29 protein-coding genes and 1 pseudogene are annotated in these 26,629 nt (G+C 69.2%); 15 read left to right on the forward strand and 15 right to left on the reverse strand.

The window, feature by feature from the left end; translation table 11 throughout:
* The first annotated feature begins 960 nt into the window (after nt 1-960).
* From CMS_RS17395 to CMS_RS15610, 6 genes are all read left to right on the forward strand, one after another.
* Entirely contained in the window at nt 961-1,110 is a 150-nt protein-coding gene (locus CMS_RS17395; protein WP_158309458.1) for a hypothetical protein, read from the forward strand.
* A gap of 2,544 nt (nt 1,111-3,654) precedes the next feature.
* Nucleotides 3,655-3,975 (forward strand): hypothetical protein, encoded by a 321-nt coding sequence (locus CMS_RS15595; RefSeq protein ID WP_012300319.1) that lies wholly within the window; start codon nt 3,655-3,657, stop codon nt 3,973-3,975.
* Between the two features lie 177 nt (nt 3,976-4,152).
* Nucleotides 4,153-4,380 carry a hypothetical protein gene (locus CMS_RS15600; RefSeq protein ID WP_012300320.1) on the forward strand — a complete coding sequence of 76 codons (228 nt, stop codon included), beginning with the start codon at nt 4,153-4,155 and terminating at the stop codon, nt 4,378-4,380.
* 17 nt (nt 4,381-4,397) lie between these two features.
* Nucleotides 4,398-4,586, forward strand: coding sequence for an antitoxin VbhA family protein (locus CMS_RS15605; protein WP_012300321.1), 189 nt, complete (start codon nt 4,398-4,400; stop codon nt 4,584-4,586).
* A gap of 206 nt (nt 4,587-4,792) precedes the next feature.
* On the forward strand, nt 4,793-5,383 hold the full coding sequence (locus tag CMS_RS17400; protein ID WP_158309459.1) for a hypothetical protein: 591 nt from the start codon (nt 4,793-4,795) through the stop codon (nt 5,381-5,383).
* Between the two features lie 1,116 nt (nt 5,384-6,499).
* On the forward strand, nt 6,500-7,543 hold the full coding sequence (locus CMS_RS15610) for a DNA-processing protein DprA (RefSeq protein WP_049792022.1): 1,044 nt from the start codon (nt 6,500-6,502) through the stop codon (nt 7,541-7,543).
* 72 nt (nt 7,544-7,615) lie between these two features.
* Here the strand turns inward: CMS_RS15610 and CMS_RS15615 are convergent, their stop codons facing one another.
* Entirely contained in the window at nt 7,616-8,053 is a 438-nt protein-coding gene (locus CMS_RS15615; RefSeq protein WP_223842813.1) for a helix-turn-helix domain-containing protein, read from the reverse strand.
* 113 nt (nt 8,054-8,166) lie between these two features.
* Here CMS_RS15615 and CMS_RS15620 point away from each other — a divergent pair, with 113 nt between their 5' ends.
* Nucleotides 8,167-8,514 (forward strand): histone-like nucleoid-structuring protein Lsr2, encoded by a 348-nt coding sequence (locus tag CMS_RS15620; RefSeq protein ID WP_012300326.1) that lies wholly within the window; start codon nt 8,167-8,169, stop codon nt 8,512-8,514.
* A 61-nt stretch (nt 8,515-8,575) separates the two neighbouring features.
* Here the strand turns inward: CMS_RS15620 and CMS_RS15625 are convergent, their stop codons facing one another.
* The 8 genes and pseudogenes from CMS_RS15625 to CMS_RS15650 form a co-directional block, all read right to left on the reverse strand.
* Nucleotides 8,576-9,796 carry an MFS transporter gene (locus CMS_RS15625; protein WP_012300327.1) on the reverse strand — a complete coding sequence of 407 codons (1,221 nt, stop codon included), beginning with the start codon at nt 9,794-9,796 and terminating at the stop codon, nt 8,576-8,578.
* A gap of 126 nt (nt 9,797-9,922) precedes the next feature.
* Entirely contained in the window at nt 9,923-10,066 is a 144-nt protein-coding gene (locus tag CMS_RS17405) for a hypothetical protein (RefSeq protein ID WP_158309460.1), read from the reverse strand.
* Nucleotides 10,067-10,136: 70 nt separating this feature from the next.
* Entirely contained in the window at nt 10,137-11,915 is a 1,779-nt protein-coding gene (locus CMS_RS15635; RefSeq protein ID WP_041465139.1) for an ABC transporter ATP-binding protein, read from the reverse strand.
* Complete coding sequence (locus CMS_RS18400; RefSeq protein WP_353734315.1) at nt 11,908-12,639, reverse strand: thiopeptide-type bacteriocin biosynthesis protein; 732 nt, start codon at nt 12,637-12,639, stop codon at nt 11,908-11,910. The genes CMS_RS15635 and CMS_RS18400 overlap by 8 nt, the downstream gene beginning before the upstream one ends.
* A pseudogene (locus tag CMS_RS15640) lies at nt 12,543-15,050 on the reverse strand (lantibiotic dehydratase); the annotation flags it as partial. The gene CMS_RS18400 and the pseudogene CMS_RS15640, both read right to left, overlap by 97 nt.
* A complete protein-coding gene (locus CMS_RS15645) occupies nt 15,043-16,341 on the reverse strand; it encodes a lanthionine synthetase C family protein (protein ID WP_012300330.1) in 1,299 nt (432 codons plus the stop codon). The pseudogene CMS_RS15640 and the gene CMS_RS15645, both read right to left, overlap by 8 nt.
* 62 nt (nt 16,342-16,403) lie before the next feature.
* Nucleotides 16,404-16,580 carry an FDLD family class I lanthipeptide gene (locus tag CMS_RS17410; RefSeq protein ID WP_012300331.1) on the reverse strand — a complete coding sequence of 59 codons (177 nt, stop codon included), beginning with the start codon at nt 16,578-16,580 and terminating at the stop codon, nt 16,404-16,406.
* A gap of 308 nt (nt 16,581-16,888) precedes the next feature.
* Nucleotides 16,889-17,362 (reverse strand): hypothetical protein, encoded by a 474-nt coding sequence (locus tag CMS_RS15650; protein ID WP_133064228.1) that lies wholly within the window; start codon nt 17,360-17,362, stop codon nt 16,889-16,891.
* 398 nt (nt 17,363-17,760) lie between these two features.
* Between CMS_RS15650 and CMS_RS15655 the strand changes: the two genes are divergently transcribed.
* On the forward strand, nt 17,761-18,093 hold the full coding sequence (locus CMS_RS15655; protein WP_041465142.1) for a hypothetical protein: 333 nt from the start codon (nt 17,761-17,763) through the stop codon (nt 18,091-18,093).
* On the opposite strand, the gene CMS_RS17415 is transcribed toward CMS_RS15655, so the two are convergent.
* The gene (locus CMS_RS17415; RefSeq protein WP_012300335.1) at nt 18,090-18,269 is read right to left on the reverse strand and encodes a hypothetical protein; all 180 of its coding nucleotides are present in this window, start codon (nt 18,267-18,269) and stop codon (nt 18,090-18,092) included. The two genes, CMS_RS15655 and CMS_RS17415, sit on opposite strands and share 4 nt — an antisense overlap.
* A 195-nt stretch (nt 18,270-18,464) precedes the next feature.
* Between CMS_RS17415 and CMS_RS17420 the strand changes: the two genes are divergently transcribed.
* Nucleotides 18,465-19,052, forward strand: a complete 588-nt coding sequence (locus CMS_RS17420; protein WP_012300336.1) for a PIN domain-containing protein — start codon at nt 18,465-18,467, stop codon at nt 19,050-19,052.
* A 30-nt stretch (nt 19,053-19,082) separates the two neighbouring features.
* Here CMS_RS17420 and CMS_RS15670 read toward each other — a convergent pair whose 3' ends face one another.
* Genes CMS_RS15670 through CMS_RS15690 form a run of 5 tightly spaced genes read right to left on the reverse strand, consistent with a single transcriptional unit; the run spans nt 19,083 to nt 21,800 of the window.
* A complete protein-coding gene (locus CMS_RS15670) occupies nt 19,083-19,577 on the reverse strand; it encodes a hypothetical protein (protein WP_012300337.1) in 495 nt (164 codons plus the stop codon).
* A gap of 5 nt (nt 19,578-19,582) precedes the next feature.
* On the reverse strand, nt 19,583-19,927 hold the full coding sequence (locus CMS_RS15675) for a hypothetical protein (protein WP_012300338.1): 345 nt from the start codon (nt 19,925-19,927) through the stop codon (nt 19,583-19,585).
* Between the two features lie 14 nt (nt 19,928-19,941).
* Nucleotides 19,942-20,715, reverse strand: a complete 774-nt coding sequence (locus CMS_RS15680; protein WP_012300339.1) for an HNH endonuclease family protein — start codon at nt 20,713-20,715, stop codon at nt 19,942-19,944.
* Complete coding sequence (locus CMS_RS15685; RefSeq protein ID WP_148267582.1) at nt 20,712-21,086, reverse strand: hypothetical protein; 375 nt, start codon at nt 21,084-21,086, stop codon at nt 20,712-20,714. Before CMS_RS15685 ends, CMS_RS15680 begins: the two co-directional genes overlap by 4 nt.
* A gap of 60 nt (nt 21,087-21,146) precedes the next feature.
* Nucleotides 21,147-21,800 (reverse strand): hypothetical protein, encoded by a 654-nt coding sequence (locus CMS_RS15690; protein WP_012300341.1) that lies wholly within the window; start codon nt 21,798-21,800, stop codon nt 21,147-21,149.
* Nucleotides 21,801-21,917: 117 nt separating this feature from the next.
* Here CMS_RS15690 and CMS_RS15695 point away from each other — a divergent pair, with 117 nt between their 5' ends.
* The 6 genes from CMS_RS15695 (at nt 21,918) to CMS_RS17600 (ending at nt 26,389) form a co-directional block, all read left to right on the forward strand.
* Complete coding sequence (locus CMS_RS15695; protein ID WP_012300342.1) at nt 21,918-22,880, forward strand: IS481 family transposase; 963 nt, start codon at nt 21,918-21,920, stop codon at nt 22,878-22,880.
* A gap of 233 nt (nt 22,881-23,113) precedes the next feature.
* Nucleotides 23,114-23,725 (forward strand): hypothetical protein, encoded by a 612-nt coding sequence (locus CMS_RS15700; protein ID WP_012300343.1) that lies wholly within the window; start codon nt 23,114-23,116, stop codon nt 23,723-23,725.
* Nucleotides 23,726-23,837: 112 nt separating this feature from the next.
* A complete protein-coding gene (locus tag CMS_RS15705) occupies nt 23,838-24,281 on the forward strand; it encodes a hypothetical protein (RefSeq protein WP_012300344.1) in 444 nt (147 codons plus the stop codon).
* A 131-nt stretch (nt 24,282-24,412) separates the two neighbouring features.
* Nucleotides 24,413-24,859: a hypothetical protein gene (locus CMS_RS15710; RefSeq protein ID WP_041465144.1), complete on the forward strand. Its 447-nt coding sequence runs from the start codon at nt 24,413-24,415 to the stop codon at nt 24,857-24,859.
* Nucleotides 24,860-24,893: 34 nt separating this feature from the next.
* Nucleotides 24,894-25,802 (forward strand): hypothetical protein, encoded by a 909-nt coding sequence (locus CMS_RS15715; protein ID WP_012300346.1) that lies wholly within the window; start codon nt 24,894-24,896, stop codon nt 25,800-25,802.
* Between the two features lie 50 nt (nt 25,803-25,852).
* Entirely contained in the window at nt 25,853-26,389 is a 537-nt protein-coding gene (locus CMS_RS17600) for a DUF6283 family protein (RefSeq protein WP_210432994.1), read from the forward strand.
* Nucleotides 26,390-26,629 lie beyond the last annotated feature (240 nt).

Below are 26,629 nucleotides of genomic sequence, written 5' to 3' on the forward strand. Positions count from 1 at the left end.
CCGCCCACGGCCCGCACAGCACCAGATCCACCACCCCGCACACACACCCCGCTCGACCACGGCGAGCGCCCGACACCCTCCACGACGTCGCGCACGCTCCCCCGGCCCTCGTGTCCCTCGAGCAGCCCCTCGAGGGACGCGAGCGCTCGGCGCCGCACCGCAGCGGCCGACGTCGACGCACAACGGCAGCCACGCACCAGCACCGCGCACGACGTCGACGAGCTCCACACGACCACCCCGCGGCGAGCGCCGACCCCGCGATCACCCCGCCTCGCCGCCGGCCGGCGGCCCCACGGCGCCCGCACGGCGCCCGCGACGTCGCCTCGACGCACAGGACAGCCGGCCAGCGCGCGCACCCGGCGAGCACCGCACCCGACCACGCCACGGCGCACGACGTCGCGCGCGACGACGAGCAGCGTCAGCCGCGTCCTCGCCGGCGGCCCCGGCGGCCGCGCCGCGGCCGGCGCCGCGGCTCGACGTCGACGAGCTCCACCCGGTACGTCCACCGCACGGCACCACGCCTCGATCGGCGCCCGACACTCGCACCACGACGCCCACGAGCTCACCGCCCACCCCGCTGGACCACGGCGAGCGCCCGACACCCTCCACGACGTCGCGCACTCCCCCGCCCACCCCGCGCACAGCTGCCACGACCTGCAGGGCACCCGGACGCCGGCCACACCTCGAGCAGCGCGAGCCCCCGGCGGCGTGCCAGGCCGCACGACGACGCGCAGCGGCAGCCGGAACCGCGGCTCGACATCGACGAGCTCCACGAGCCCCCCGGCGAGCGCCGAACCCGCGATCACCCCGCGTCGACGACGGCCGGCGGACCCGCACCGGCCCCCGGCCCAAGTCCCGTGGACAACCCGCAGCGCCAGTAGATGTACGCACCCGGTACCCCGGCAAGAACACACGGAACCCCTGGTCACGGCAGTGGGCCACCACGAGGAGCGCTAGTAAATGTACGCACGCCCCGCCCCGCTGGAGCAGCTGCAGCGCGGCGCGCACCCGGCGAGCGCCGTGCACCGCGCACGACGTCGACGAGCCCACCCGGCGCCGCACGGCCACCCCGCGGCGCCCTCGACCAGCGGATCCGCAGCGAGCTCCTGACGCCCCCACCCGCGACGTCGCGTCGCGGAGCGAGCCACCAGCCTCGGTGCGCGCCCGCGACCACACCGGCGCCCCACCGGCAGCACCACGGCGAGCGCCCCGCACCCTCCACGACGTCGCGCACACTCCCCCAGGCCCTCCGAACCTCCAGCACCCCCCTCGAGGGGCCCGAGAGCCCGGCACCGCACCACAGCGCACGACGTCGACGCGCAGCTACCACCGCGCCCCGCGCCCGCGGCGAGCGCCCGGCACCGCGCACGACGTCGACGCGCTCCACGAAACCACCCCCGGCGAGCGCCGCACCCGCGATCACCCCGCATCGACGACAGCCAGCGGATCCACGCGGGCACCCGGCGAGCGCCGCACCCCGACCACCCGCCTCGAGCACGCACGCGCTCTTCCCCGACGCCGCCGAGCTCCACGCCGGCTCGCATAGGCCCGCGGCGAGCGCCGTGCACCATCCGCACCCGGCGGTCGACGTCGGCCGCAGCGCCCCCGCGAAGCGCGACAGATGACACACACCCGCCCGGACGGCGATCGCGCCGCAGAACTGGTCGCAGAACACGCAGAAGCCCCGATCAGACCAGTGGGCCACCACGAGGGGCGCGACAAGATACACACGCCCCCGTGGGCCCGATCGCGCAGCTGCAGCACCCCCACCCCGGCACCGGCACGACCACGGCGAGCACCGCCCCACGTCCACGCCCCTCGAGCAGGCCCTCGAGCAGCGCAGGCCCCCGGCGCCGCACCAGGTCGCGCGACGTCGCGCACGACGTCGACGCGCAGCTGCAGCAGCGTCACGACGTCCGCGACGGCGGTCCCACGGCGGCCGGCGCCGCGGCTCGACGTCGACGAGCTCCCCAGCACGCCACAGGGCGGCCCGCGGCGAGCGCCTCCCCCGCGACCCCCTCGTCGACGACGGCCGGCGGGTCCGCCGCGAGTGCCCGCGCACGGCCTCCTCGGCCGAGCCGCAGCGCGACAAGTGATACGCACCCCGAGCCCTGCCGACAGCACGCACAGCACCGCCCCAGAGCGCACCAGCTCCCCGATCCGACCAGTGGGTCATCACGGGGAGCGCGAGTAAATGTACGCACGCCCCGCCCCGCTCGAGCAGCTGCACGCGCACCGCGCACGACGCCGACGCGCAGCTGCAGCAGCGTCACGACGTCCACGCCGGCCGCCCCCACGGCGGCCGGCGCCGCGGCCCGACGTCGACGAGCTCACCCAGCACGCCACACGGCGGCCCGACGGCGAGCGCCCCTCGTCGCCGACGACCGGCGGATCCGAGCGGGCACCCGGTCCGAGCCCCGTGGACGGCCCGCAGCGCCAGTAGATGTACGCACCCGGCGCCGAGCTCGAGCAGCTGCACCCCGCCCGGCCGCAGAGCGCGGCCGCCGGCACCGCCCCGGCGCGACCGCGGCAGCCACGCGGCGAGGATCCGGTGCCCGAGACGTCGCCTCGACGCGCAGGGACCACCCACCAGCGCGCGCACCCGGCGAGCGCCGCACCCCGACCACCGCCTCGAGCACGCACCCGCCCCTCCCCGGACGCCTGGCCACGGCCATCGGATCCGCGGCGTGCGCGGGTCCCCGCCGCCGAGCTCCACGCCGGCCTCGCCCGGGCCCCACGTCCCGGCACGCCTCCGAGCTCAGCACCCCGCCCCTCGGCGAGCGCCACGTCGACGCCGGGGTGCGCTCGTCACCGCCGGCAGCCGCCGGGATCCCGCGCACAGCCGACACGACCCCCCGACACCACCTCGGCGAGCGCCCCTCCCCGCCACCCGCACGCCCGCCCGCGCGCGCACCGCCCCGTACCGCCTGCAGCCGGCCCACCTCGTCGACCAGGAGCCCGGCGAGCGCCAGCCCCTTACCCGCACCCCCGGCGTCGACGACTAGGCCGAGGACGACGACCGGCACCGCCCCAGACGTGCCGGGATCCCGCACGACACCGACACCGACACCGACCGGCCGGGCGCGCCCGAGCGCAGGACATCGACAGCCGCACCGCACGGCCACCCCGCGGCGAGCGCTACCCCGCCTCGCCGACGGCCAGCGGCATCCTGCGTCGACCGCGGCGAGCGCCCGGCACGAGGAACCGCGCGCACCGACGCCCCCGCGGATCCCGAGCACCACCCGCGATCTCGACACACCGAGGACGACGACCAGACGACGTCGACCAGCCCCGCGACCGCCCACGCCGCCCGCACCGCGGCCGACGTCGACCACGCACTCCCGCTCCCCCGCACCACGCCGACGCCCGCCGGGATCCCGCACCGGCCCGCCGCGCGCACGACCACTCGGCCAGCGCCCGACGGCCTCGGCGAGCGCCGAACACCCGCCAGCACCCCACACAGCCCCACCACGACCCCGGTCTCCTCCGGCAGACGCCGACCACGCGAACCCGCACCCGACGACCACCCGGCGAGCACCGGCAACCCGGCAGCGGGCCCTCGCCGCACGCACGCCGCGGCCGCAGCGTGCGCACCTGGTCGAGGAACCGGTCGCCGGTCCCCACCCCGGCAGGGGCACGTGCCAGGCTCACCCCATGACGATGCGAATCAGCGTGGACCTGGAGAACATGACCTACGGCGAGCTCATCGAGTTCGCTCTCGCCGCCCGCGCAAGCGGCGTGGACCCCGCCACCCCCGTCACGCAGGTCCCCGCCGCCCAGGACGAGGACCTGATCGTCCGCTTCGAGATCGAGGTCGACAGCCTCACCGGCGAGGACTTCATCGAGATCTCTCCCACGGACGCCCGTCACTACGCCGGGATCATCGACAGCGTCCTCGACAACGACGGCGACGCCCGCGCCGAGCAGGGCGCCCTCACGAACCTCCGCGACGTGCTCCAGGGCCGCCCCGCCTGACCCCAGCCCGCACCAACCCCGGCGAGCGCCGGACCCTCAACACCAGCATCCCGCGCACGCCCACCCCGACGAGCGCCCGAGACCCGCGGCGAGCGCCGAACACCCGCCAGCACCCCGCACAGCCCCACCACGACCCTGATCCTGGCCACGACCCGACGCCGGAGCTACCCTCACCGCATGACCGACAACCCGGACACCCCCACCGAGGCCACCGACGCCGAGGCCGCGGCCGCCGCGCACGAGGCCCGGGCTGTCGAGAGCCTCGCGTTCGCCGACGCCGCGCTCGCCCTCGGCGGCCACCAGGTCACCGACCCCGTCCTCCTCGACATCACCGACCGCGCCGCGCGCGAGGAGATCACCGCCGAGGACGCCATCACCCAGATCCGCCGACACGTCCAACGCTGACACCGCGAGGACCCACCATGACCGACCCCGATACCCCGACCGATGCCCAGGTTCAGGAGCGCCTCGCGTTCGCGACGGCCGGCCTCGCGCTCGGCGGGCACGAGATCACCGACCCCGTCCTCCTCGACATCCTCGAACGCGCCGCCCAGCATCAGATCACCAGCGACGAGGCCATCGCCCAGATCCGGGCACACATCCAAGGCTGAACCGAACCGCACCGCTCGCCGGGCGGCCCCTCGTGCAGCGGCGATCAGGTGCCGCTGCCGCCACGAACAGCACTGGTCTGACCATTGTGTCGAGCGCCCCGTCCCGCGAACGTCCGGCATTCCGACCGTTCCGCCGGCGGCACCCCAGCCCGACGCACGCTTCACGAACCCTCGTCTCGCGTGCTCTTGCGACCTATGCTGTGGGCATGGGGCACATTCCAGTAGCTGTACCGAGATTTTGGTGGCGCGCGGATGCGGCTACTGTGCAGTTTTGGGCGAGCTCGAACCCGGATATCGACGACAACAAGATTCGTCACGCTGATGCCGACGAGCACAACTGGCAGGCCATTGCTGACGCTGTCGTTGCAGTCGGCAACGCTCTCGCTTCTCGCTCGTGGACTTTCGATGCGGATAGCCCTCTATACGCGGATCTTGATTTACCGGACTATCCGGGCGAACTGAGCCAGATCGAACAAGACATTGTTAGATCATGGTTCAACTACTGGGAGGCCGTCCGCTTCGACCCTTGGGATCTGCAGCCCGAGAATGGTCGCCACCGCCTATGGCGGACCCTACCCCACTTCGGCACGGCTCTTATACCCATATGCGGTAGCGCTCTCGGCTATGCCACCCCGGAGAACGTAGCTGCATTAGGGCCATCATGGCCTCAGGACTTTGCGCGTCAGCTTTACTTACTTCGCACCTCTTCCGCATTTGACGGCACTGACGCGGTAAATGTGCAGTTCGAAGCTTCCATGGTAGATGCGTCACAGGGTCGCCTACCGCCGCTGATGTAGCCCGCGCACTTACAACGCACTCACTCCTCCAGCAATACTCGTAACGCTAGCGAAGCAGGGTTGGTATCCAGATGCCGCCCCACGGGAGATTACTATGCGCAGCACAGATGCCCGCAGAATGATTGCTGCGGCTCAGCAGGTAGCAAAGGAAATAGAGGACTCACCTATAAGCCCCGAGGCCTGGCTGGAGGCCCGCTGGGCAGAGCTGAACGCGGAATACCCTCTGCGTCCGCTTCCCTGGCGTTGGGTCTCACGTCCTGGCATAGCTGCACCGTCCGCCCAGATAGGGATGATCGACCCCTCCAACGTCGTGTGTGTGGATCGCTCATCAGAATGGGGGTGGCTTAACAATCGCCCCGAGTCGTTCACACTAATTCTCGACCGGCTTCTTATTGCGGCACGGTCAGGTGACTGGGCGCGCTGGGTCATTGAGTGGGAACCTCCTGCCGATCGCGTATCTATGGAAGAGACCACGGCGCTTGGGCGAGTGATTTACAACGTCGGGCACGGCGGCCGGCATCGGACAATGATGGCGCGAGCTTTTCGCCTACCCGTTATGCCTTGCACTGTCCGCCGGCTCGAGACACCTCGCTCCGGCGACATCGTCAAAATACCTACTGGTGAGGATTTTGAGCGCTCTCATGCCTCCGCCCTGGTCTCACACGGCTTCGTCACCAATCAGACTTACCGAGGCGGCATGTGGGAAGCACGCGTCCTAGTAAGTTTGGACGTGCCCTGGTTATACGACCCGCCTGCGCGTGTGGAGACGTCTGCTCAGCTTTTCGAGTCTGTGCATCCCGGCATCCTCGAGGAGAACCAGTTGTCCCGGATGCTGGACTATCGGCAGTGGGAGAACCGATTCGATCCTTCGCGCCCCCCTGCCCCAGGCTTGCGCGACAAGTGGTACCGACTGAAGCGGCTATACCGCCCTCTGTAACGGCGCCCACAGCACCCCTCGATTACCTCAGCCCCAACCGCTTGCCTCGAACGCGGCACCAGCGCCGGCGGGCACGCTCGTCGCTGTCCGCCGGAGAGGCACACTTAAGGGGGTTGACACCTTTACCGTACATGCGTAGGTTCGTAGATGTCAGATCTACCGAGCCTCCGGAGGCCACCATGCCATCGCTGTCCGCCCACACCGCCCTCTGGGGCATCTCACCCGACCACTACTCACCCCTGATCGAGCAGGTCACGCCGACCACGCCCATGTCGGCGCCGCTCGACGACGTCGTTGAACGTTTCGCCCGTGTCGTCTGGACGCACATCGGGGCTCCTGGTGACACCGTCGCGGGAAGCCTCGTCCAGCACCTCGGTGCAACCACCGCGCTCACTGCCGTCGTCGAGCAGTGGCCCCTACGGCTCATGCGTTCCGCGTTGGAGGACGGCGAGGAACCCGGTCCCGTCCTGGATCTTCACGCACTGGCAGCCCAGCTGCGTGCCTGGCGGGAGCGATTTATCGTGGACGACGTCTTTCGCTCCCTCCGCACAGCCGCAGAGTGCGGTGCAACCGTGCTGATCCCCTCGGACCCACAGTGGCCCCGCGGTCTCGCCGACCTTGGCCCTGAGATGCCCTATGCGCTGTGGGTGCGTGGGCACACGGACCGGATGATCCGCCTCGAGAGATCTCTCGCCGTGATCGGCGCCCGAGCCGCCACGGTGTACGGGTCGGCTGTGACGTCCGAGTCCGTATCGGAACTCGTGCGCGAAGGTATCGCCATCGTGAACAGCGGCAGCTTCGGAATTGACGGTGCTGCCCTACGGGCTGCCGTCGGCAGCACGGGCAGCGCGTTTGCGGTCATCTCCAGCGGCGTGGACGTCACCTACCCGCATGCGCACGCGGAGCTCTTCGAGGACGTAATCGAGACCGGTGCAGTCGTCACGGAACGCCCGCCCCACACGGCGCCGTCGCGGTGGTCCTTCCTGTCGCGCAATCGGATCTTGGCTGCCCTGTCCAGCGGGACGGTGCTGATGGAAGGCTCGCACCGATCCGGCGCACTCTTGACCGCTCAGCGGGCACTTCAGCTCGGACGCCCCGTCGGAGCCGTCCCCGGGCAGGTCGACTCCCCCTCCGCGGGAGGCTGCCTGACAATGATCCGCGACCATGGCGCCACCCTGGTCACAGGGCACGAGGACATGTCACGGCTGCTGCCGCCCTTCTAAGCAGGCAGGATCGGCGGCTCGGCGCGGACTCACCCGCCGTTATCCCTCCCCGCTGCGGCGGCAGCGACGTCCTCAACCGTCGAGCTCAACCGAATGACCGGCCACTTGGTTGCTGCACTCTCGCAGTAGCTCGCGGAGAGCGCCCTTCTCCACCGTCCACCGTCGGCCGTCGCGCACACCCGGCATCAGGTCGGCTCGGATCCAACCGGTGATCGCCTGTCGGCTCATCCTCAGCAGCTGCGCCACCTCGTCGACCGAGAGGATGTCGCCGTATGCATCAAGTGGATCCGGGTCGCGCGGACGCGGCGCGACGGGGCCGTTGGCCGTCGATTCCATCCACACGCGGACCTCTGCCCGGAACGCAAACCACGAGTGCCCGACCAGGTAGCCAGGTATCACCCCGTGCCGAAACCAGAGGCTCAACGTGGTCTGACGAATACGCAGCAACGTCTGAAGGTCACCCGATCGCAGGGTGACGGGCATGGCATCCCACACAGCCGGATCGGTCACGAACGCATGATATCGCCGATATGCGTGTGGAAATCTGGCGGTTCGCACCCCGTACGGTTATGGTAGGAGAACTGGCGTCCTAGCACGCGAAATCCGTATGGAAAGGCAAGTAGATGGCCCGCAAAGTAGTCACCACTCTCGTTGACGACATCGACGGCACGGAGATCGTGGACGGCACGGGCGAGACCGTCCCGTTCGCGCTCGATGGCGTGAACTACGAGATCGACCTCAGCGACGACAACGCGGACACGCTGCGGACAGTGCTTAAGGACTACATCGACAAGGGTCGCCGCGTCGGCCGCGCGACGACCGGGAAGCCCGGCACGCGCCGCTCGTCGAGCTCAGGCCCGAAGGGGGACCTCAGCGCCGCGCGGGAGTGGCTCCGTGAGCACGGCCACAAGGTCTCCGAGCGCGGACGGATCTCCGCGGATCTGCTCGAGGAGTACCGCGCGAACAACTAGCGCGAGCCGCACGCACGAGAGGGCCGACCCGCCATGGGTCGGCCCTCTCGTCGCCGCTGGCTCAGTCGGCGGCAGACGCCGCCGTGAGCCGGCAGATGGTCCGTGGGAGCAGGAGCCCGCCGGCGAGGATTACGGCCGCAAACGTCACACACGCGGCCGGCCACGGGACGGCGTCGTAGAGGATCCCCGCGGCGAGGCTGCCGAGGGCGGCCGCGAGGAGCGTGGTGGCCTCGTAGAGGCCCAGAGCGCGCCCGATGCGGGCAGTGCCGGCGGCCTCGGTGAGGGCGGCCTGCTCGATCGGCAGGATCGCGGCCAGCGCCAGCGCCGAGAGCACCCAGAGGACGGCGATTGTCACGGGATCCCGGGCGAGCGCCAGCCCACCCGCGAACGCGGCGCCGGCGATGGCCGCGGCAACGAGAACGGGCGTGCGTCCGAACCGGACCGTGAGCCGATGCATGTGTGGCGGGGCGACCGCGAGAGCGATCCCGCCCGGGAGCGACACCCACGCGATCGCGAGCGGCCCGAGCCCGAGCTCGCGCTGCAGGTGCAGCACCAGGAGCAGCCCGACAGCGCCCTCCGCGGTCCCGATGACCATCACCACGATCAGGAGCGGGCGCAGCCGGGTCGCGAGCTCGCGCACGACCACACGGCCGTCGCCGGCCGCCGGCACCGCTCGAGGGGCGTCGACGTCGCCACTCCCCCGCGCCGACGCCCGGCCACGGCTCGAGGCGAGGAGCCCGCCGGCGAGGAGCGCGCACCCCGCGGCCGCGGCGAAGGTGAGCGGGTAGCCGGCGACAGCAAGGAGCGCGATCGCCGGCGCGAGGACGACCCACGACCCGAGCTCCTCGGCCGACATGAGCCGGGCGAAGGCACCCGGATCCACCTGGTGCCGTGCGCCGGCGGTCGCGCGCAGCGCGACCCACAGGAACGCACCGCCGGCCCGAGAGACGAGCACGCCTGCGAGGACGACGTGGAAGGTGCCGGCGCTGGCGACGAGCGCGTAGCCAGCGCCGAGCACGAGGGCGGAGGCCGCTGCGATCGTGGTCCGGTCGTACCGGTCCGCGGCCACGCCGCCGAGCGGGCGGAGCAGGAACGACGTCGCGAGCCCCGCTGCGAGGAGGGCGCCGGTCTGCGCGGCCGTGAGGCCGAGGACGGCGCCGGCGAACAGGGGCAGGGCGAAGTCCACAACCTGCCCGGCGCCGCTGGCGAGCGTCACGCTCGACAGCAACTGCCGGGGGAAGCTCGCCTCGGCGGGCTGAGAGGCGGTCGGGTTGGTCGTCATGTTCTGGGCACTGTACCGCCGCGACGCAGCGGTGGCGTCTGTTCACGAATCGCTTGCCCGTCGGCGTCGTGAGTGTCAGCGACCGACGACGGGCCCCCAGCGGTACCCGCCATCGTGACGTTGGTGTCAGCGGGCGGTGCCGCTCGACTGACGGCTGCACGCCTCATGGCTTCCGAAGGCGATTAAGAAGTGCAGCGCGCCGAGGCCGATGGTGATTCCGGAGGAGCTGATGCAGCCTGTGGCGATGACGGCCACCAGGGCGATGGACAACCACGGAAGGGCACACGCGAGGTGGCGCCTTCGCACGACGCGACTGCCGATCACTCACTCGACGAGCCAGTCACTCACCGCGCGCGTTCATGACAAGCCGTTCGAAGAACTCGGCGTAGTGGGCGTCGTCGAGCAGCTCAGCATGCGGGCCGAGATGGATCTCCTGCCCGGCTCCCCCGACGAACAGCACGATGTCGGACGCCAGGATGGCGGACAAGCTGTGCGCGACGATGATGGTCGTGCGCCTCCCCGAACCGTTGCCCAAGGCATGGAGGAGAGCATGCTCGCTCTCGGCGTCCATCGACGCGGTCGGCTCGTCGAGCACGACGATACCCGGCTCGGAGACCAGGGCGCGCGCCGCCGCCACGCGCTGCCATTCCCCGATGGACAGCTGTTCGGCTCCCTCGAAGCGTCTGCCGAGCGGCGTGTGCAGGCCGTTCTTCAACCGGTTGAGACGATCCGACATCCGGACCTTCTCGGCGCTCCGGGACACGGCACCCTCATCGCCGATGTCCTCGATGTTGCCGAATGCGATGTTGTCGTAGGCGCTCAGCTCGAAGCGGACGTAGTCCTGGAACAGCACGCCGATCCCGTTGCGCAAAGAATCGCGATCGTACGCGGACGAGGGCAGCCCGTCGAATTCGATTTGACCGCGGTCCACCGCGTAGATGCCGAGCAGGAGCTTGACCAGGGTGGTCTTCCCGCCTCCGTTCGGGCCGACTATGGCGATCGTCTTGTTGGCGGGGAGCGTTAGATCGAGGGACGTGAAGATGGGAGTCTCGGTGGCGGGATAGGAGAAGTGGACATCACGGAACGTGATGCCCTCGGCCAAGACCTCTGGGAAGGGTTCGCCGCCATCCAAGGGTTTCTCGATCGGCGTGTCCACGAAGTCGAAGAGGTTCCGCGCGTACAGCGATGCCTGATATATGCCGGCAATTCCTCCCAGGGCTCCGATCGTGACCCCGTACAACGAGTTCATGCCCTGGATGAAGCCCGCCAGGTTGCCGACGGTCACGCTCCCGGCACCGCCGATGACGCTGTTGACGACCAACACAAGGGCGAGGATGGTGAAGCCCATGCCGAAGAGATCCGCGCCGGTGACTCCCGTCTGGCTCTGACGGAGCTGTCGGACGTCTTGCCGGAGCAGAGTCTGGAGCATGTTCGAAAAGCGGGCTCGTATGTGCCCACCTAGTCGGTAATGGGCGAGCTCCTTGTGCGACTGGTCGCTCATCGACAACGCCTGGAGGTAGTTGATCATGCGTCGTGATTCCGTCTGGTTGACGTCCAAAGACCAGCGGTGGCGCCCGAAGAGGGCGGCAACCCCCACGCCGGGGAGCGGGGACAGGAGCACGAGGATCGAGGCGAGTGGGTGCCACGAGAACAAGGACACCGAGATCGACACGATCGAAACGAACGCAGCGAGCGTGTCGATGGTCGTTTCCGGCAGGGAGGAGACGCGGTTACCCTGAATTTCGGAGAGCGCGCGTCGGATGCGGTTGTACTCGGCCGGGTCCTCGTAGTGCGATTGCGAGAGCCCGAGCCCTGTCGCGAGTGATTGCTTCGAGAAGGCCTGATCCGCCAGCAGTCCCGCGTGCGACATCAGGTACTGCGCGGCCGATGAGAGCAGGCGTTGCGCCACCTGGGCCGCGAACAGCCCGAAGAGGGGCAGGGCGACGGTGACGTACTCGATGCCCGCACCCGCCGCGGCGCCGTCCGCGACCGCATCCACGACCTCTGCCGTGAGGGCGATTTGCAGGCCCGGCACTACGGCGGCGATCCACGTCATGAGCGCCGCCAGGGCATAACGCCGGGGAGAGGTGCGCCATACCCTCCAGATGGCGCTAAGCATGGGAGCTCGCTTCCGCCAAGTGAGTCAAGCGGCCGCGCTGGCTCTGCAGGGCTCCTCGCCACACATCGAAGACCTCCCCGTCCGTCATCGAGCTGTGGTCGAGGACGCGATTGCAGGTCATGTGCCAGACGCTGCGGAGGATGCCTTCGCGATGCGCGTCGGCCAGGTCGTCCCAGCCCAGATCCCGGACGGAGCGCAGCAACGCACCGAACGCCCGCTCGCCCGACGCGGCCAGGTCACGGAGTCCCTCACCGATGGCGGGCGGATCGTGATCGGCTCCCGACGAGCTGGAGACGAGCGCGTGCAGCACGGCCCGGTTCTCGCGTAGGTATCTGGTGGACTTGGGATTCCTTTCCGCGCCGACGTCGCCGTTCCTGACGAACGCGAGCCGCTCCTCCAGGGTGTCGAACACCGTGCGTGCGTAGGCATCGAGCATTGCGACCGCGACCGCCATATCGTCGAGCTCCGTGATCGTCCGGAGCGCTGCCAGGTACGCCGAGGCTTCCTTCGCGAAGAACGTCTCGAAGCACGTGAACATCGCCGCACCGCCGTACCGACCCCTCTCCGGGCGGTATGGCACCTCGAGCACGTCTCGGAAGAGCCCCTCGGTCGCCGGGGTTCCCACCAGGCCCGGAGAGCCTGCGTGAGCGCGGCCCGGTCTTCGCCGACATGCACCCGGATCCGGAGGTGGGGCCGCGGATCCTGGTACTGCACGAAGTACCACCGCGATTGCGGGGACCCGCGAAGCAGTTGGCCGAGCACCTCGTCGAGCTCGAGCAGCGTCCGCCTGTGCTGCGCGGCCGGCTCGTACACCTGCAGCGAGAGCCACTCGTCGTCGACCTGCAGGGGATCGTCGATGAAGTGCGGCTCATGCACGGCCGACCAGGATGGCGACGCGTGGTGATCCAAGCTCGCGTGGGCTCCGCGATCGCCGCCGCCCGGGACCTCGGCGAGCGCGATGGGCACCACGACCTCGGTGACCAGGCCCTCCCCGACTGTGTTGGCGCTCCGCAACTGGTCCGGACTCGGCAGGACCTCCTGGAACCGCAGGTGCTTGCGGGTCCTCAGCTCGCCCAGGATGTGGATCACGGCGAAGTCGTTGTCCAGGTTGAGCAGGAGGCGGTTGTCCTCTTCAACTTCGTAGACGAGGTCCGGCACCTGCCAGGTCTGACGCCAGGCATCGACGAGCTCCCGAGCGACCTTCGCGTCGGTGGTGTCGATGTCGGCCTTGGGTAGCGTCCACTCGCCTGCCCGCAGCACCACGCCCCGCCGGACGACGCGGGGGAGCCGCAGGCTCCCCTCGAACGTTCCCCAGGAGAATCCGCCGAGGGGGCGTCGGGAGTGGTCGGAGAGCACGGTGAGCAGCCGCGCGACGGGGTTCGACAGCTCCGGGTTGAGGACATGCGATCGCCGGATGGTGATCTCCCTTCCGAGCGTCCGCGACCAGAGGAGGAGCCTGTCGTAGTCGGAGGTCACGTGCACGTCGCTGATGTCGAGGGAGAGGCCCTCAGCGTCCGTCTGTCCGCCGTTGACGACGATCCTCGTGTCGGTGAGGCTGGGCGTCACGGACACGTTCGCGCCGCGCGCCGCCTGGGGAAAGTCGACCATTTGCGTCGGGACGGCCGCCTCGGGAGAGGGCGTCATCGCGAGGGCGCGGAGGGAGTCTCTGACCTCGTGCGTGAGGACATGCGCGAATCTGCCGAAAGTGCTCCCTCCTTCGGCGACCGATGCGCTGTTCAGGACGATCAGGTCCTCCCCGTCGCCCTCGTGGTGTCGGCCCACCTGCGCGAAGACGTCGATCGCATGCACCGGAGTCCGTGCGGCTCCCTGCGAGCCGACGGCGACGCGCATGCGCTCCTCGAGTGCCTCGGTGATCTCGACGATCAGGGCGCCCTCCTGCAGCCCGCGCATCAGGACATCCGACAAGACGGATTCGTATGCCGTCAGTCGCCCCGGCTGGGAGGGGACCTCGAGGGGCGAGGCGATGTACTCGTCCACCGAGCCCAAGCCCACGTGCCCGTCGACCAGGTCAGCGATGCGAACCGCGCCGCCGAACCCGTAGCGATCGAGGAACTGCGCGTGATACGCCCGCAGGGGGTACTCGTTCGCGATGTCGCCTTCGCCAGATGCCGGGGCGACGGCTTGCATGAACGTGGCCGCATCGGCAATGCGGTCGGCCGTGCCCCGGGACAGTGGCAGGTGGTGCGTCGGCGTGGTCAGGTGCAGGTCGATGGGCGCTCGGTTCGACTCGGAGGGGAATAGGAGCGTCGCTCGTTCCAGGTGCTGGCCGATCTCGTCCACCGACTCGGCGCGGGCTGTCCAGACGAGCTGCCGCAGCATGTCGGAGGTGCGATCCGGGAGGCCTCGGAGGAAGCGATCCGGCCGGTACCCGGCGTACACGAGGCTCGGCGTGTCGTTTGGGATCATGAAGCCGAGCTTCACGAGGTTGGTCAGCAGGGCGTCGAGGACGGCGGTCGACGCGCGTCCTTCGTAGTGATCACGCAGTTCGGTGCGCAAGCCGTCCAGGGTGATGCCGTCTGCCGCTCGCTCGAGCGCGAGGAGCGCCGCGGGGGCGGCTTTGATCGATAGGTCGACGCCTGCATCGGTCGCTCCCATCGCGAAGGGGGCGGGCAGCGTCACGCGCCCGTGGGCCACTCGTCGGAGCGCATTGCTCCTCACCAGCGCATCCGGTGGAAGGGCCAGGACCTCCTTCCTGTGGAGGCTGTCGATGAGGGCCATGTCCGGTCGAGAGTGCACGATGACCGCGGCGGGGTCGACGGTGTCGGAATCGACGGCGTGTTCGGGGTCGGCGAGGGGGCCGGCGGAGGTCGCGGCGAATAGGCCGAACGGGGTGGGCCTCGAGCGCGATCGGATGATGTAGCGCAACAGGCTGCGTGCCTTGCCGGATTCGGCGATGTCCAGTTGCTTTGGGCTCGCGCTCCTGTACCACGACGACAGCCCAGGCGAGGCGTAGTCGATGGCCACCTCGAGGTGAGGATCGATGAGGGATCGCAGCGCCTCTGCGTCGATGACGGATGCGTAGGCGTCGATGAGGGGCTTGAGGGGGCTCAGGGTCGTGCGCGTCATGGAGAAGCCGGCGGGCTCGTACCGGTAGCGCGTAGTGGGCTCATTCATTGGGTGCTCCGGTGAAGTAGCGGTGCCAGATCGGGTGGGCGTCGCGGGTTCGTCCTGCGATCGTGGCCAGGGTGCCGGCAGCGCCCATCAGGAAGGTGGGGTCGTGAAGGGGCCGTCCGTCGAGGCCCGCGCTCACGATGCCGAAGGGCGCATCGGCATCGATGCTCTGCAGGATCCGACTCACGAGCAGCGCGTCGTTGGCGGCCCAGCGTGTCGACGGCACCGTCGTGCCGCCGGACGTCAAGGAATGCAGGACCAACATGCCGGCTGCGCCGTGACACAGGGATGAGTCGGTCGTCGGCGTGCTGATGAACGCCTCGACGTTCGACTCGATGGAGGCTTGCATGGCGGACGCCGAGCTCTCGTCGTCGAGGAGCTCGGCGATGCGGAGGAGGGCGACGGCTGGTCCGCTGCTCCCGAAGCACCAAGCGCACACCGACCCCGTCGAGGGCATCGTCACGGAGCCGTGCACCTCCAGTCCACGTGGCCACTGCAGGCATCCGCTCGGGTCGGGGACGGCCGTGTCGAGCAACCAGTCCCTCATCCGGCGGAGCTGATCGATGACGACTGGCTGTGCCCCGAAGCGCTTCGCGGCCGACGCCAGGGCCAGTGCGATGCCCGCTACGCCGTGTGCGGTGCCGAGATCGACGAAGTCGCCGGTCGAGAGCGCTTCGTACGTGCTCCCCGGCATGAAGTAGCGCCTGTCGACCGTGAAGGCCTCTGTCACCGAAGTGCCCGCCTGCAGCAGGTCGGCGAGGACGTCCATGAGCCCGGACGCGACAGCCCTGTCGTCGGGACCGCACACGGCTCGGGGGATGGCGGAGAGGTAGAGGAGCTGTCCGGCTGTCCCGGAGATGACGTCGTGCGGGCTCCCGTCGGCGAAGCCACTTCCAGGAGGAGGCGTGCCGGCTCCCAGCTGCGTGACGACGACCTGATGGAATCGTCTGGCGGAGGGAAGGAGCCGTTCGTCGACGATGGAGCGTTCCGCCATGGCAGCCGCCAGGCCGGCAGCTCCGTCGAAGAGCCCCAGGGAGGTGAAGGGGGCGGTGTTGCTCAGCTGCACCGCCGAGCGGAGATGCGCCATGGCCTCACGATCGAAGTCGATGCCGGTCGACAGGGTGGCCTCGAACAGTGCCATGGACACGCCGGCATGGCCGTCGCCGAGGTTGCGTCCGTCCCATGACATGCCTGCGTCGAGAGCGTCCGCGTCCGAGACGGCTGCGCGGATCACTGCATCGTCCGCGAGGCGTGTCGCGAGGATCTGCATCGCGTGCGTCGTGTCCGTGTTCATGGGTTTCGAAGCGGAGAGGGGTGTTCCGGTCATGTGCGCCGGAACACCCCACGGGCTTCGTGTCAGCAGCGACCCGACGTCTGCGTGGAGCCGCAGGCGGTGGTGGTGATGATCGTCCTGCACACCTTGACGGTCAGCTTGAATGTGAGCCCGAAGACGGGCGTCGTCTGCGGGGATGCATTCCCGCTGGACGCGCCGACCTTGGGGTCGAGATCGAATTCGGATGAGATGTCAGACATACTCTTGCCTCTCGTTAGTTCCATCGGAGCGAGCCCGTTGCGAATGTTAATTCTGGACTCAGTCTCGACTGTTGCAGGGAATCGTGCCGAGGGGCAATGCCGCAATGATGATTGCCCCCTATTTTGGGGCGGGATTATGAATCTCAGGGGCGGGGTCGCGAAAGCTCGCCGAAGCTGCTGGCGAGAGAAACGAGCGGATTCTTAGCGCGTTGGTAGCTGTACGAGCGCGCGTGCATCTCGAGTCTTCCAGCGGTCCGAGCGGGAAGGTCGCCACCGCGGCCATTCACCGGTGCGGAGGCCCTGCCGGACTACCGGTACGCGCGCATCCCCACCGTGTCGATGAACGCCGATCCGCTCCCAGCCTGAGTCGCCATGCGGACGAGAACGGACGAGGCGATCGCCGTCGCGGCGACTGCGGTCAGAACGGCGGCCGCAACGCCCATCGGGGAATGCGCAAGGACGACCCCCGCGCCGAATGCCGCCAGTTCGAGCGCGTAAAGCAGGTAGATCCACTGCCGTCCCGGCATCGCGTCCTGACTGGTCGCACGCACGAGGGTCCTCTTCACGCCCACACGCAGGGCAATTCGCGCAAGGGACGACAGCGCGAGGATTCCGAGCCCGAGGAGCGCGGTGGCGGGGGTTCCGATATCCGTCACGATCAATGCGAAGAGGACGACGCCCCCCGTCGCGATGCCATCCGCCAGTGCTTGACCTGCTATCAGGCCAAGACCGCGGCGTTCCCCTGTGATCGATGGACTAGCTCTTCCTTGAATTTCCCCCATTGGGGAATGGTATCAGGTGAGCGCGCGACCGAAGGAATGTCGCGGAACGCTGGCGGTGGAGCTGACGAGATGATAGGGGCGGCATGCGGGAGGTGGCGCGTCACGCCCGGCATCGCGCGGGCCTCCGAAACCACACGCTCGTCATCGGTCGGCGTGCGCAGCACGAAGGCGGTCTCGGCAAGGGCTGCCCACCTATCGATGGTCGTCGCGGGGTCCGGGCCTCGACAGGCCGGCTTGCCAGCATGGTCCGTGCCCGTCGACGAGTCCCGCCGCATTGGCCCCTAGACAAAGCGCTAGAACTCGGGAGCGTGCTCGCTTGTCGTTGGTGGCCCATACGCTCTCCGACGAGTGTGGCCGGATGCTCCTACATCGACTCGATCGACGAAGGAGGCCACCCGGTGAACAAGGTGAAGGGCGACGTCACGCGCCTGGTGCGCGACGTCGAGACTCACCCATGGGCGCACCCGGAGGCTGGCTACTGGCGCGTCCAGGTCGAGGGGCACCCCGTGCTCGGCTACGTCATGCGGATGCGTATGGAGCTCGGTGACCCCTTCACGTACGAGATCTACGGCGATGCCCGCAACGATCGGGGACAGCGGATCTGGATCCATCGCGAAGCGTCCCTAAACGCGGCCGTGGCATGGATGATGCAGCGCTCCGACCGACTGGTCGCGTTCGCGGCGCGCTACGCGACGACCGAGGTCCACGGCGGGCCAGTAGCTGGCGCTTAGGCGAGGGGTCGGACGTAGAGGACGACGTGCCCGTCCGGGATGCGCTGCTGCAGCTGCTCGACGGCCACCCACGGGGACAGAGCTTCGGGCGTGACGACCGTGGCGCTGCTCTCCGTACGGAGACGATCCGCGAGCTCGTAGCTCGTGTACCCAGTATCCGCCGGCCCAAACCTCACCCCGTGCAGAGCGGCCCGCGAAGGGGGCGAGGACGCCCGAAGAAGAAGAGCGGAAGGCTCGGACATGATCGAGGTCATAATCCTCGGTTCGCTGTACACCTCAGGTTGACAGCGACGAGGGCCTGTCATAGCTTTGACGCATTGCTCCCCACCGTCCTCCGGGCCTGGTGGGGCTTTTTCGTATCCGGGGGACCCATGGCAACGGCGCATCTGTTCATCGACTACCAGAACCTGCACTTCTCCGCGTGGGAGACCTTCACCAGCTACGGCTCGGCGGTCTACGACTCGCTCATCCACCCGGGCAAGTTCGGCGACCAGGTCCTCGCCGCGCGCGCCGCTCGGAACTTCCCCGAGCTGGAGCTCACGAAGATCCACGTCTACCGCGGACTGCCCTCCCGCAAGCGCGAGCCGGGCCAGCACGCTCGAGTGCAGCGTCAGGCATCGAACTGGACCCGAGACCCCCGGGTTGTGATGAGCCTGCGGGCGCTCAAGTACCCCCGTGACTGGCCCGACGAGCCGTCGCAGGAGAAGGGCATCGACGTGCTTCTGGCGATCCAGGTCGTGCAGGCGTCGATCGAGTCGGCCGCGGACACCCTGATCGTCTCGACGCGCGACACCGACATCCTCCCTGCGCTCGAGCTCGTCCAGAGCACGGGCAACACGGCGCTCGAGCTGGCGACGTGGAAGGGCCAGTCGGAGCTGAAGATGTCCCCGCAGCCGAAGAGCGTGTCGCTGGACAAACCGTTCTACATGCGGAGCCGCGACACCGCGAACTACTCCTGACTCCTCACCGCCGGACGCCGCGAACGCCAGTCAGTCCGCGTCGCCGAACCCGACGTCGCCGGGCGCCCGGTGGATCGGGAAGCGGCGCTTGAGGGGCGGCACGCGCCGGGACTGTCGAGCAGCCGCTTCGACCTCGGGGGCGAGCCGGCTCGGCCTCGTCCGCAGCTGGTCGACCACAACGTCGGGGACGGGCACGCCTGCGGTCACGATCCGGCGGTTGCACGTCGTCAGCTCATCGACGCTCTGAGCGGCGGTGAGGCTTCGGCGGTTGGACTTCGCGCCCTTCCAGGCAGCCGATTGCTCGATACCAGGGAAGGCCAGGGGATCGATGCACGCCGCCAGGTCGTCCACTCCAGCCGCGATCATCTGTGCGCGAACGTGCGCCATCCAGGAGCGCTCGCTCACCAGCAGCAGCATCTCATTGAGGATGAAGATCCCGCCGGCCTCGGCGGCGCTCTGGCGTGCGGCCTCGCAGAAGCGGCGCCACTCCTCTTCGGTGAACAGGCCTGGCCGGTTCGCAGTCATGGGGTCTACCTCTCGGGTCGTGCGGCGGGGGTCCCGTCGCGGTCGTTGGCTTCCCGCAGCTGCGCGGCGCGAATGGCACGGCGGCCACCCCAGGCGACCGCAACGACGGCGGCTCCCCCGAACACGGCGTTGATGGCGAGGCCCACCCAACCGTCGCTGTTGATGACGCGGGCCGTGAGGTTGAACCCGAGGCCGAGCAGCACCACGCCGAGCATCCTGATGATGCGCTTGATCTCGGCGGTACTGCGAGCGCGGGCAAGGTCGGTGCGCATGAGTAGCACGACGCTCACCAGGAAGAGGACGGAGCCGGCGATGACGAGAACGCTGGCGATGGGATTGGCGTAGGGCATGGGGATCCTCGTGGTCAGTGGCAGGTGTCGAGGGTGTGGTCGATCGCGGTGCGGTCGGCGTCGTCGATCATGAGCGCGTAGGTGTGGAGCACGTAGGCGAAGCGGGTGACGTAGAGGCAGTCGTAGCCGGCGGCCGGTGGGAGCCAGGTTGCGGGGCCCTGGTCGGACTTGGAGCCGTTGGTGGGGCCGTCGACAGCCTGGAGGTTGTTGAGGTCGGTGGCGAGCTGTTCCCGGTGGTCTTGGGTCCAGGCGGCGGCGCCGTGCTGCCAGGCCCAGCCGAGGGGCACGAGGTGGTCGATCTGCACGGCGGCGCTCGTGCGCGGCCCGCGGACGAAGTCGATGCTGCGGCCGGTGTAGGCGTCATCGAGGTGGCCGGTGGCGATGGCGCAGCCGGGGTTGTCCGCGGTGTAGGTGGTCGCGGTCAAGTCGCGGGCGAGGACGTCGTTGCGCTGGTCGCAGCCGTTGTGGTCGGTGTCGGCCCAGGAGGGGCCGTACGCGGCCCTGTCGTAGGGCGCTGTGGCTGCGTGCGTGTCTGCGGGGATCCCGTCGACGAGGGCTCGCGCCGCGGCCGGGTCGACGGCGCCGTCGTGCAGGAGCCCGGCCGCCGTGAGGGCGTCGGCCACGGGCCCACTCGAGGCGGTCGCCTGCGTCCGGGAGGTGGCTGACGCCGGGGCGTCGGCTGGTGCGTGCGGGAACGTCTTGTGGACGCCGTACCAGCCCCCCGCGAGGCCAGCGAGGCCGAGCAGCGCCGCGGTGACCAAGTAGGCACGTCGGGTTCGGTTTCTCATCGCTTCTCCTCGATTCGGTGGGGGCGATCAAGGTCGGCCCGGTCGGGCTCGGCAGACCGCGGGACGATCGGGACGCGCACGAAGTAGACACGGTCGAAGATCGTGCTGATCCCGAGCTCGGCGTAGTGCCGGTCACCGGAGACGTCCGTGACGCACTGGCGCCCGTTCTCGAACGACCGGTAGCGACCGGTGCTGTAGACCCCCCCCCGGCGGCGCCACTGGCGGACAGCGACTTCGGGAGACGTCCAGCCATGCCGGTCGATGACGGACTGGTCGTCCACCGTCTCGACGCCATCGATGACGAAGCCAGCGACCTGGATCATGAGCAGTTGAGTGTCCACGTGTCTCCTCGGGGTGAGTAGATCTGACATATACGAACCTACCCGGCGACCGTGGCAAGTGTCAACCCCCTAAAGTCCTCGGCAGATCGCTCAGCTCCGGGCGTCGGGGTTCGGGTCGCTGCCGCGGGCGGCGGCGAGCCCGTCCTGGTATCCGCGCTGCTCGGCGTCGCGGACGGCGAGTTCGAGGTTCGACTGGAGACCGTTGATGAGGCGCAGGTACTCGCGGTGCTTGGCGACCCTGGTGAACTTGCGGGCGATGGCGAGCAGGGCGCCGAGAGCCAGGCCAGGCACGACCGACCACCACATGGCCGCCTGAACCGCCTCGGAGGTGATGCCGGCCGGGGAGATGAGGACCAGGTAGGCGAGCGCGATCGGCATGATGAAGAAGGCCAGGACCATGCCCATGCCGACGGCACGGAAGACGACACCCTCGAAGCTCATGGGCTCCGGTGGCTTCGGCACGCCCAGGTAGGAGTTCGCCCTCTCGTACTCGCGGCGCTCGCGCACCTGCACCGCCTTCCACACGAGGAACGCGATCAGCCAGGCGGGGACGATGACGGCGAGGGCAGGCTCCCCGGCCTGGGGAACCAGCAGGCCCAGCGTGCATGCCTCGAGAACCCCGGCGAGGCCGAGCAGGTTGATGAGGTACTCGGCACGCTGCAGGCGATTGGGTCCCACGCGGCGCGCGTTCCACACGGCGCCTGCGACCGCCAAGGCGGCCACGATGACGGCGAACGCCACCATGCCCCAGGTCGCATCGCCTAGCTGTAGTTCCTCGGGAGGTTGTGAACGCGTGAGCGGATAGCGAAGACCTCCGGGACGATGTGAGTTACCAAGCACACGTCATCACCGGAGGTCTTCGTGACTCACGCTAACGCCCCGTTCACTCCCGCGGGCAGGGTTCGGCTTGCCCGGTTGATCATCGAGGACGGGTGGCCGGTCCGGCGTGCGGCGGAGAGGTTCCAGTGCTCGCCGGCGACGGCGTCGAGATGGGCTCGCCGGTATCGGGCCGGGTTGCCGATGACGGACCGCTCATCCCGCCCGCACCGGCAACCGACCCGCACGAGTCAGCGTCGGGAGCGGCGGATCATCGCGCTGAGATTCACTCGCCGGTGGGGCCCGCACCGCATCAGCTACCACCTGCGTATCCCCCGTTCCACGGTCGAGCGGGTCCTCCGTCGCTACCGGATGCCGTTGCTCACGCACCTGGATTCCGCGACGGGACTCCCCGTCCGACGCTCGCCCGCGCGACGTTACGAGCACTCCTCACCGGGAGATCTGGTCCACGTCGACATCAAGAAGCTCGGCCGCATCCCGGACGGCGGCGGGCACCGAGTCCTCGGCAGAGCGGCCGGCCGGAAGAACACTCCCCGGACCGGGCGGGGATACGCGTTCCTGCACCACGCCGTGGATGACCACTCCCGACTGGCGTACTCCGAGATCCTCACCGACGAGCGCAAGGAGACCGCTGCCGCGTTCTGGGCCCGCGCGAACGCGTTCTTCACCGCCGCGGGCATCACCGTGATCCGTGTCCTGACGGACAACGGCTCCTGCTACCGCTCCCACGCCTTCACCGAGGCGCTCGGATCGATCACGCACAAACGCACCCGCCCCTACCGGCCCCAGACCAACGGGAAGGTCGAGCGCTTCAACCGCACCCTCGCCACCGAGTGGGCCTACGCCCATCCCTATCGCACCGACGAGGCCCGCGCCGCGACCTACCCTGCCTGGCTGCATCACTACAACCACCACCGCCCCCACACCGGCATCGGCGGACTCACGCCCGCCGAACGCGTTCACAACCTCACTGGGAACTACACCTAGCCCGCTTGCGCCCGGAGCCACGGCGAGCGCCGTGGTGGCGTGCGTGGTGTGGGTGAGCAGGTCAGGGGTGCTCGATGTGGCGTTCATGCCGGTCATGGTAGTTCGGAGCTGGTTCTGTGCGAGCAGCAACTACAGGTGCGATGCGTGGGAGTCGGCCGCGACCTAAGGGGGTTGACACCCGGGGTGTGCATGGGTAGTTTTGTAGATGTCAGATCTACTCACTTGGAGGCCCTATGACTTACACCCACCCTGCCGTCACCGCCGCTGCTGATGCCGCCGATCTGCTCTCGATGTTCGTCAACGGAGGTGACGCCGAGTCCTTCTGGGAGGCCCTGAACTTCCAGGACGCGCTGATCTTCGCGGAGCTGCCCGCCGCCCTTGGCGACTTCCGCGCTGCCGAGGGCGTGATGGGCGAGTGGCAGCGCCACGACCCGGAGCACGATGAGCACGCGGCCGCGCTGGCCGCGGTGAAGAGCTGCTACGCCGCGGACATGTCCGCCCGGGGCGCTGTCGTGATCACGGTCACCGTTCCCGGGGTGAAGACGATGACGTTCCCGGTGGCGGCGGAGGACTGCATCGTCGAGAACGACGCGCCTGAGGCGTTCATCTTGAGCGCTGCCCAGGCCTTCGAGGTCCTCGAGGCCTGGATGAGCGACACGGACGGCGACACCCGCAGCTGGACGATCCCGGGGGCCGACGACTGCCACGACTACCTGCTAGCGACGGCCAGCCACGGCCAGATCAGCTTCGCCGAGTGGCCGCAGCACGAGACCGCGGGACGCGTCGGCGGCTACTCCACGGCCGACTTCCCGCTTGAGCTCGTGATCGCCAGGGTTGCCGCGTGAGGCCTGGGGGTGGGGCCCACATCGCTCCACCCCCGACAGCCGCCCCCGCAGGCAGGCCCCGGGGTGGTATAGCTCGGCGTGCACTTCCCCACCGCATAGCGAAGGAGACCTCATGAAGAGCTACGACATGGAGGGCGTCACGGTCCTCGCCACGAGCGATGCGTACGACAACTCTCCGCGCGTCGACGTGCTCCTCGCGCACCCGGACGACGCCGAAGGCACCCCGCCTGTCTACCTGTCGCTTTCCCCCGAGGAGGCGCGAGATCACGCACGCGATGTCGCGTCCGCCGCAGACGAGGCCGACCCGGGCAACGGCCCGACGGTGACGAACCCCAAGTCCCCGTATGAGTTCGACTCGATGGTGTTCCACATCCCGCTTCCCCTCCAGGGCGCCGAGGAGACGCACGCTGCTCTTCTCGCCCGCCAGGCGCAGCTGGACGCCCTCGCGGGCACCGGTTGGAGGCTCGGGGGCACACGCGTCATCACGGGTGGGGAGACCCTCACGTTCTTGGACTCGTTCTCCCGCCTCACACCCGACCAGATCGGCTGGCACTGATGCGCGGGCCGCATCGCCAGACCACGCCGCGCCTTCCACAGCACCCGCAACCGCCGCACTAAAGGGGGTTGACACTTCGCCCGTGCGTGGGTAGTTTTATATATGTCAGATCTACTCGCCAGGAGGACACCATGAGCAGCTACCACGCCGACGACATCACGATCATCGCCGCCCTCGACGACGACAACGACACCCCTTGGGTCGACGTCCTCCTCGCCACCCCGACCGACGACGGCATCGAGCGGAACACCACCGGCACGATCTCCCTCTCCCCCAGCGAGGCCCGCACCCACGGCCACGACCTGATCGCCGCCGCGGACGACATCGAACGATGTGAGGCCGCCCCCGCGGCGAGCGCCGTCACTCCCGCCGCCTGGGAGTTCGACACGATCGTCACCCGCCTGCACCTCTCGCCCAACGACGGCGCCCAGCTGCACGCGGCGCTCGCCGACCGCGCCTCCCAGCTCGAGCAGCTGATCCGCAGTGGTTGGGCCCTCGCCGGAACCGCCTGCGGCACCAGCGAGGATGTCACCACCCTGATCGACAGCCTGCAGCGCTTCGCTCCCGTAGCCGAGTGATCCACTACCCCGCCCGCGAGACGAAGGCAACGCCATGACGACGCATCTCACGCCCCCGCAGCTAGCCCGCATGCAGGCCCTTCTCGATGCCACCACTGACCTGCCGTGGTTCCGCGACTGGGCGGAGGTCCATGACGCCGACCTCGCCCCCGGCAGCGGCGCCGTGGTCTTCGACAGCTTCCTCCCGGCCGATGCCGAGTTCATCGCTACCGCCCGAGAGCACATCCGCGCTCTCCTGGCCGAAGTGCACCGTCAGGCGGCCGAGCTGGCAGACCTCCGGACGCGGGAGCTGGCTCCCCACGACGCGCAGAACGCGCTGAACTGGCGCCGGGAGATGACAGAGGGCGTCGTTACCGAACTGCACGGGCCAGACGCCGAGGCCACTGTGGCACGCCTGGAGGACATCGTCGACGGCCGAACCCCCGCGACGACGCCCCCAGCCTCAGCCGCTGAACCCGATACGGAGCCCTCGGCCTCCGAGACCTTGCGCGAGGTCCTCATCGACCACGTGCGCGTCGAGACAGGCCGGATGGACGAACGCGACGAGGAAGTCGTCGACCTCCTCCAGACCTGGTTCCGGCCCGACACCACAGGCTCCAGCGTCGGACCCGCCGCACGCGCCCGCATCATCCGCCAACGAGACAAGGCGCTCGCCGACCTTGCCTACCGCGCTGCGCGAGCGGTATCTGGCTCCCCGAACGGGCAGCGACTCGTAGATCACGATGTCGCCCTGATCGAGGCCGCCCTGGACGCGATCCAAGCGGCGCTGCAGATCACTGATCGGCCCTCCGGCGGGAACCCGACCACCGATGCCGTCCGCCTCAACGCGTACCTCAAGGGACGTGAGGTGGCACTGGATGAAGTGCGTACCGTGCTCACCCACGAGACTGTGCCGAGTGTCAGCGGGGACCGAGGCGAAGACGCCGCGAGGGCGGACGCATGACGCTGCAGACGCATGATCACACCGGCCCGCATTGCTGGTGCCTGGACCCGATGATGGTCGCTCTCGCCGACCCGGACGTCCGACCCGGCGCGCTCGTGAACGACGAGGAGAGCGGATCCGTGCCGCGGCCGACACCGTGCGCGACCTGCCCCTACCGGCAGAACGTCCCCTCCGGGCTCTGGGCCGCTGAGGAATACGAGAAGCTCCCCCGCTACGACCGCGACATCACCGCCCAGCCTCAGGCCGTGTTCATGTGCCACCAGCAGGAGGGCCACGTGTGCGCCGGCTGGCTCGGCCACCGCGACCCACGAGATCTCCTCGCCGTCCGGATGGGCATCATCACCGGCGAGCTGGATCCGGTGTGCGCGGACTATGCCACCGACGTGCCCCTGTTCCCCTCCGGCGCCGCCGCCGCAGCGCACGGCGCCCGCGACCTGGCCGCACCCGGCCCACGCGCACAGGACGCCATCGACAAGCTCACCACCATCGCCGACCGAACTGGGGCCAGCGGCTCGAGTCCCGGGCACACCGGCACCATGACCCAGATCGACCACCGCGAAACGAGACATGAGGAGGCTCCATCATGAAGATCGCCTACAACACGCTCAGCAGCAGCGACCGCGCTCGAGTCCGAGCCCTCACCGACGAGCGCGACGAGTTCCAAGCGCTGCAGCTCAAGTCCCTAGGTGGCGTCCTGATTGCCGCAGCCGTAGCGGGGGCGGGCTGGTGCTACTACAGCCTTCACCCCCTTCAGCCCCCCCGCCCCGCTGCTGGCCCTGGTCGTCCTGTTCGCGATGGGTGTCGGACCCGTCGCCTTCATCGGCACA

The sequence above is a fragment of the Clavibacter sepedonicus genome, assembly GCF_000069225.1.
Lineage (GTDB): Bacteria > Actinomycetota > Actinomycetes > Actinomycetales > Microbacteriaceae > Clavibacter > Clavibacter sepedonicus.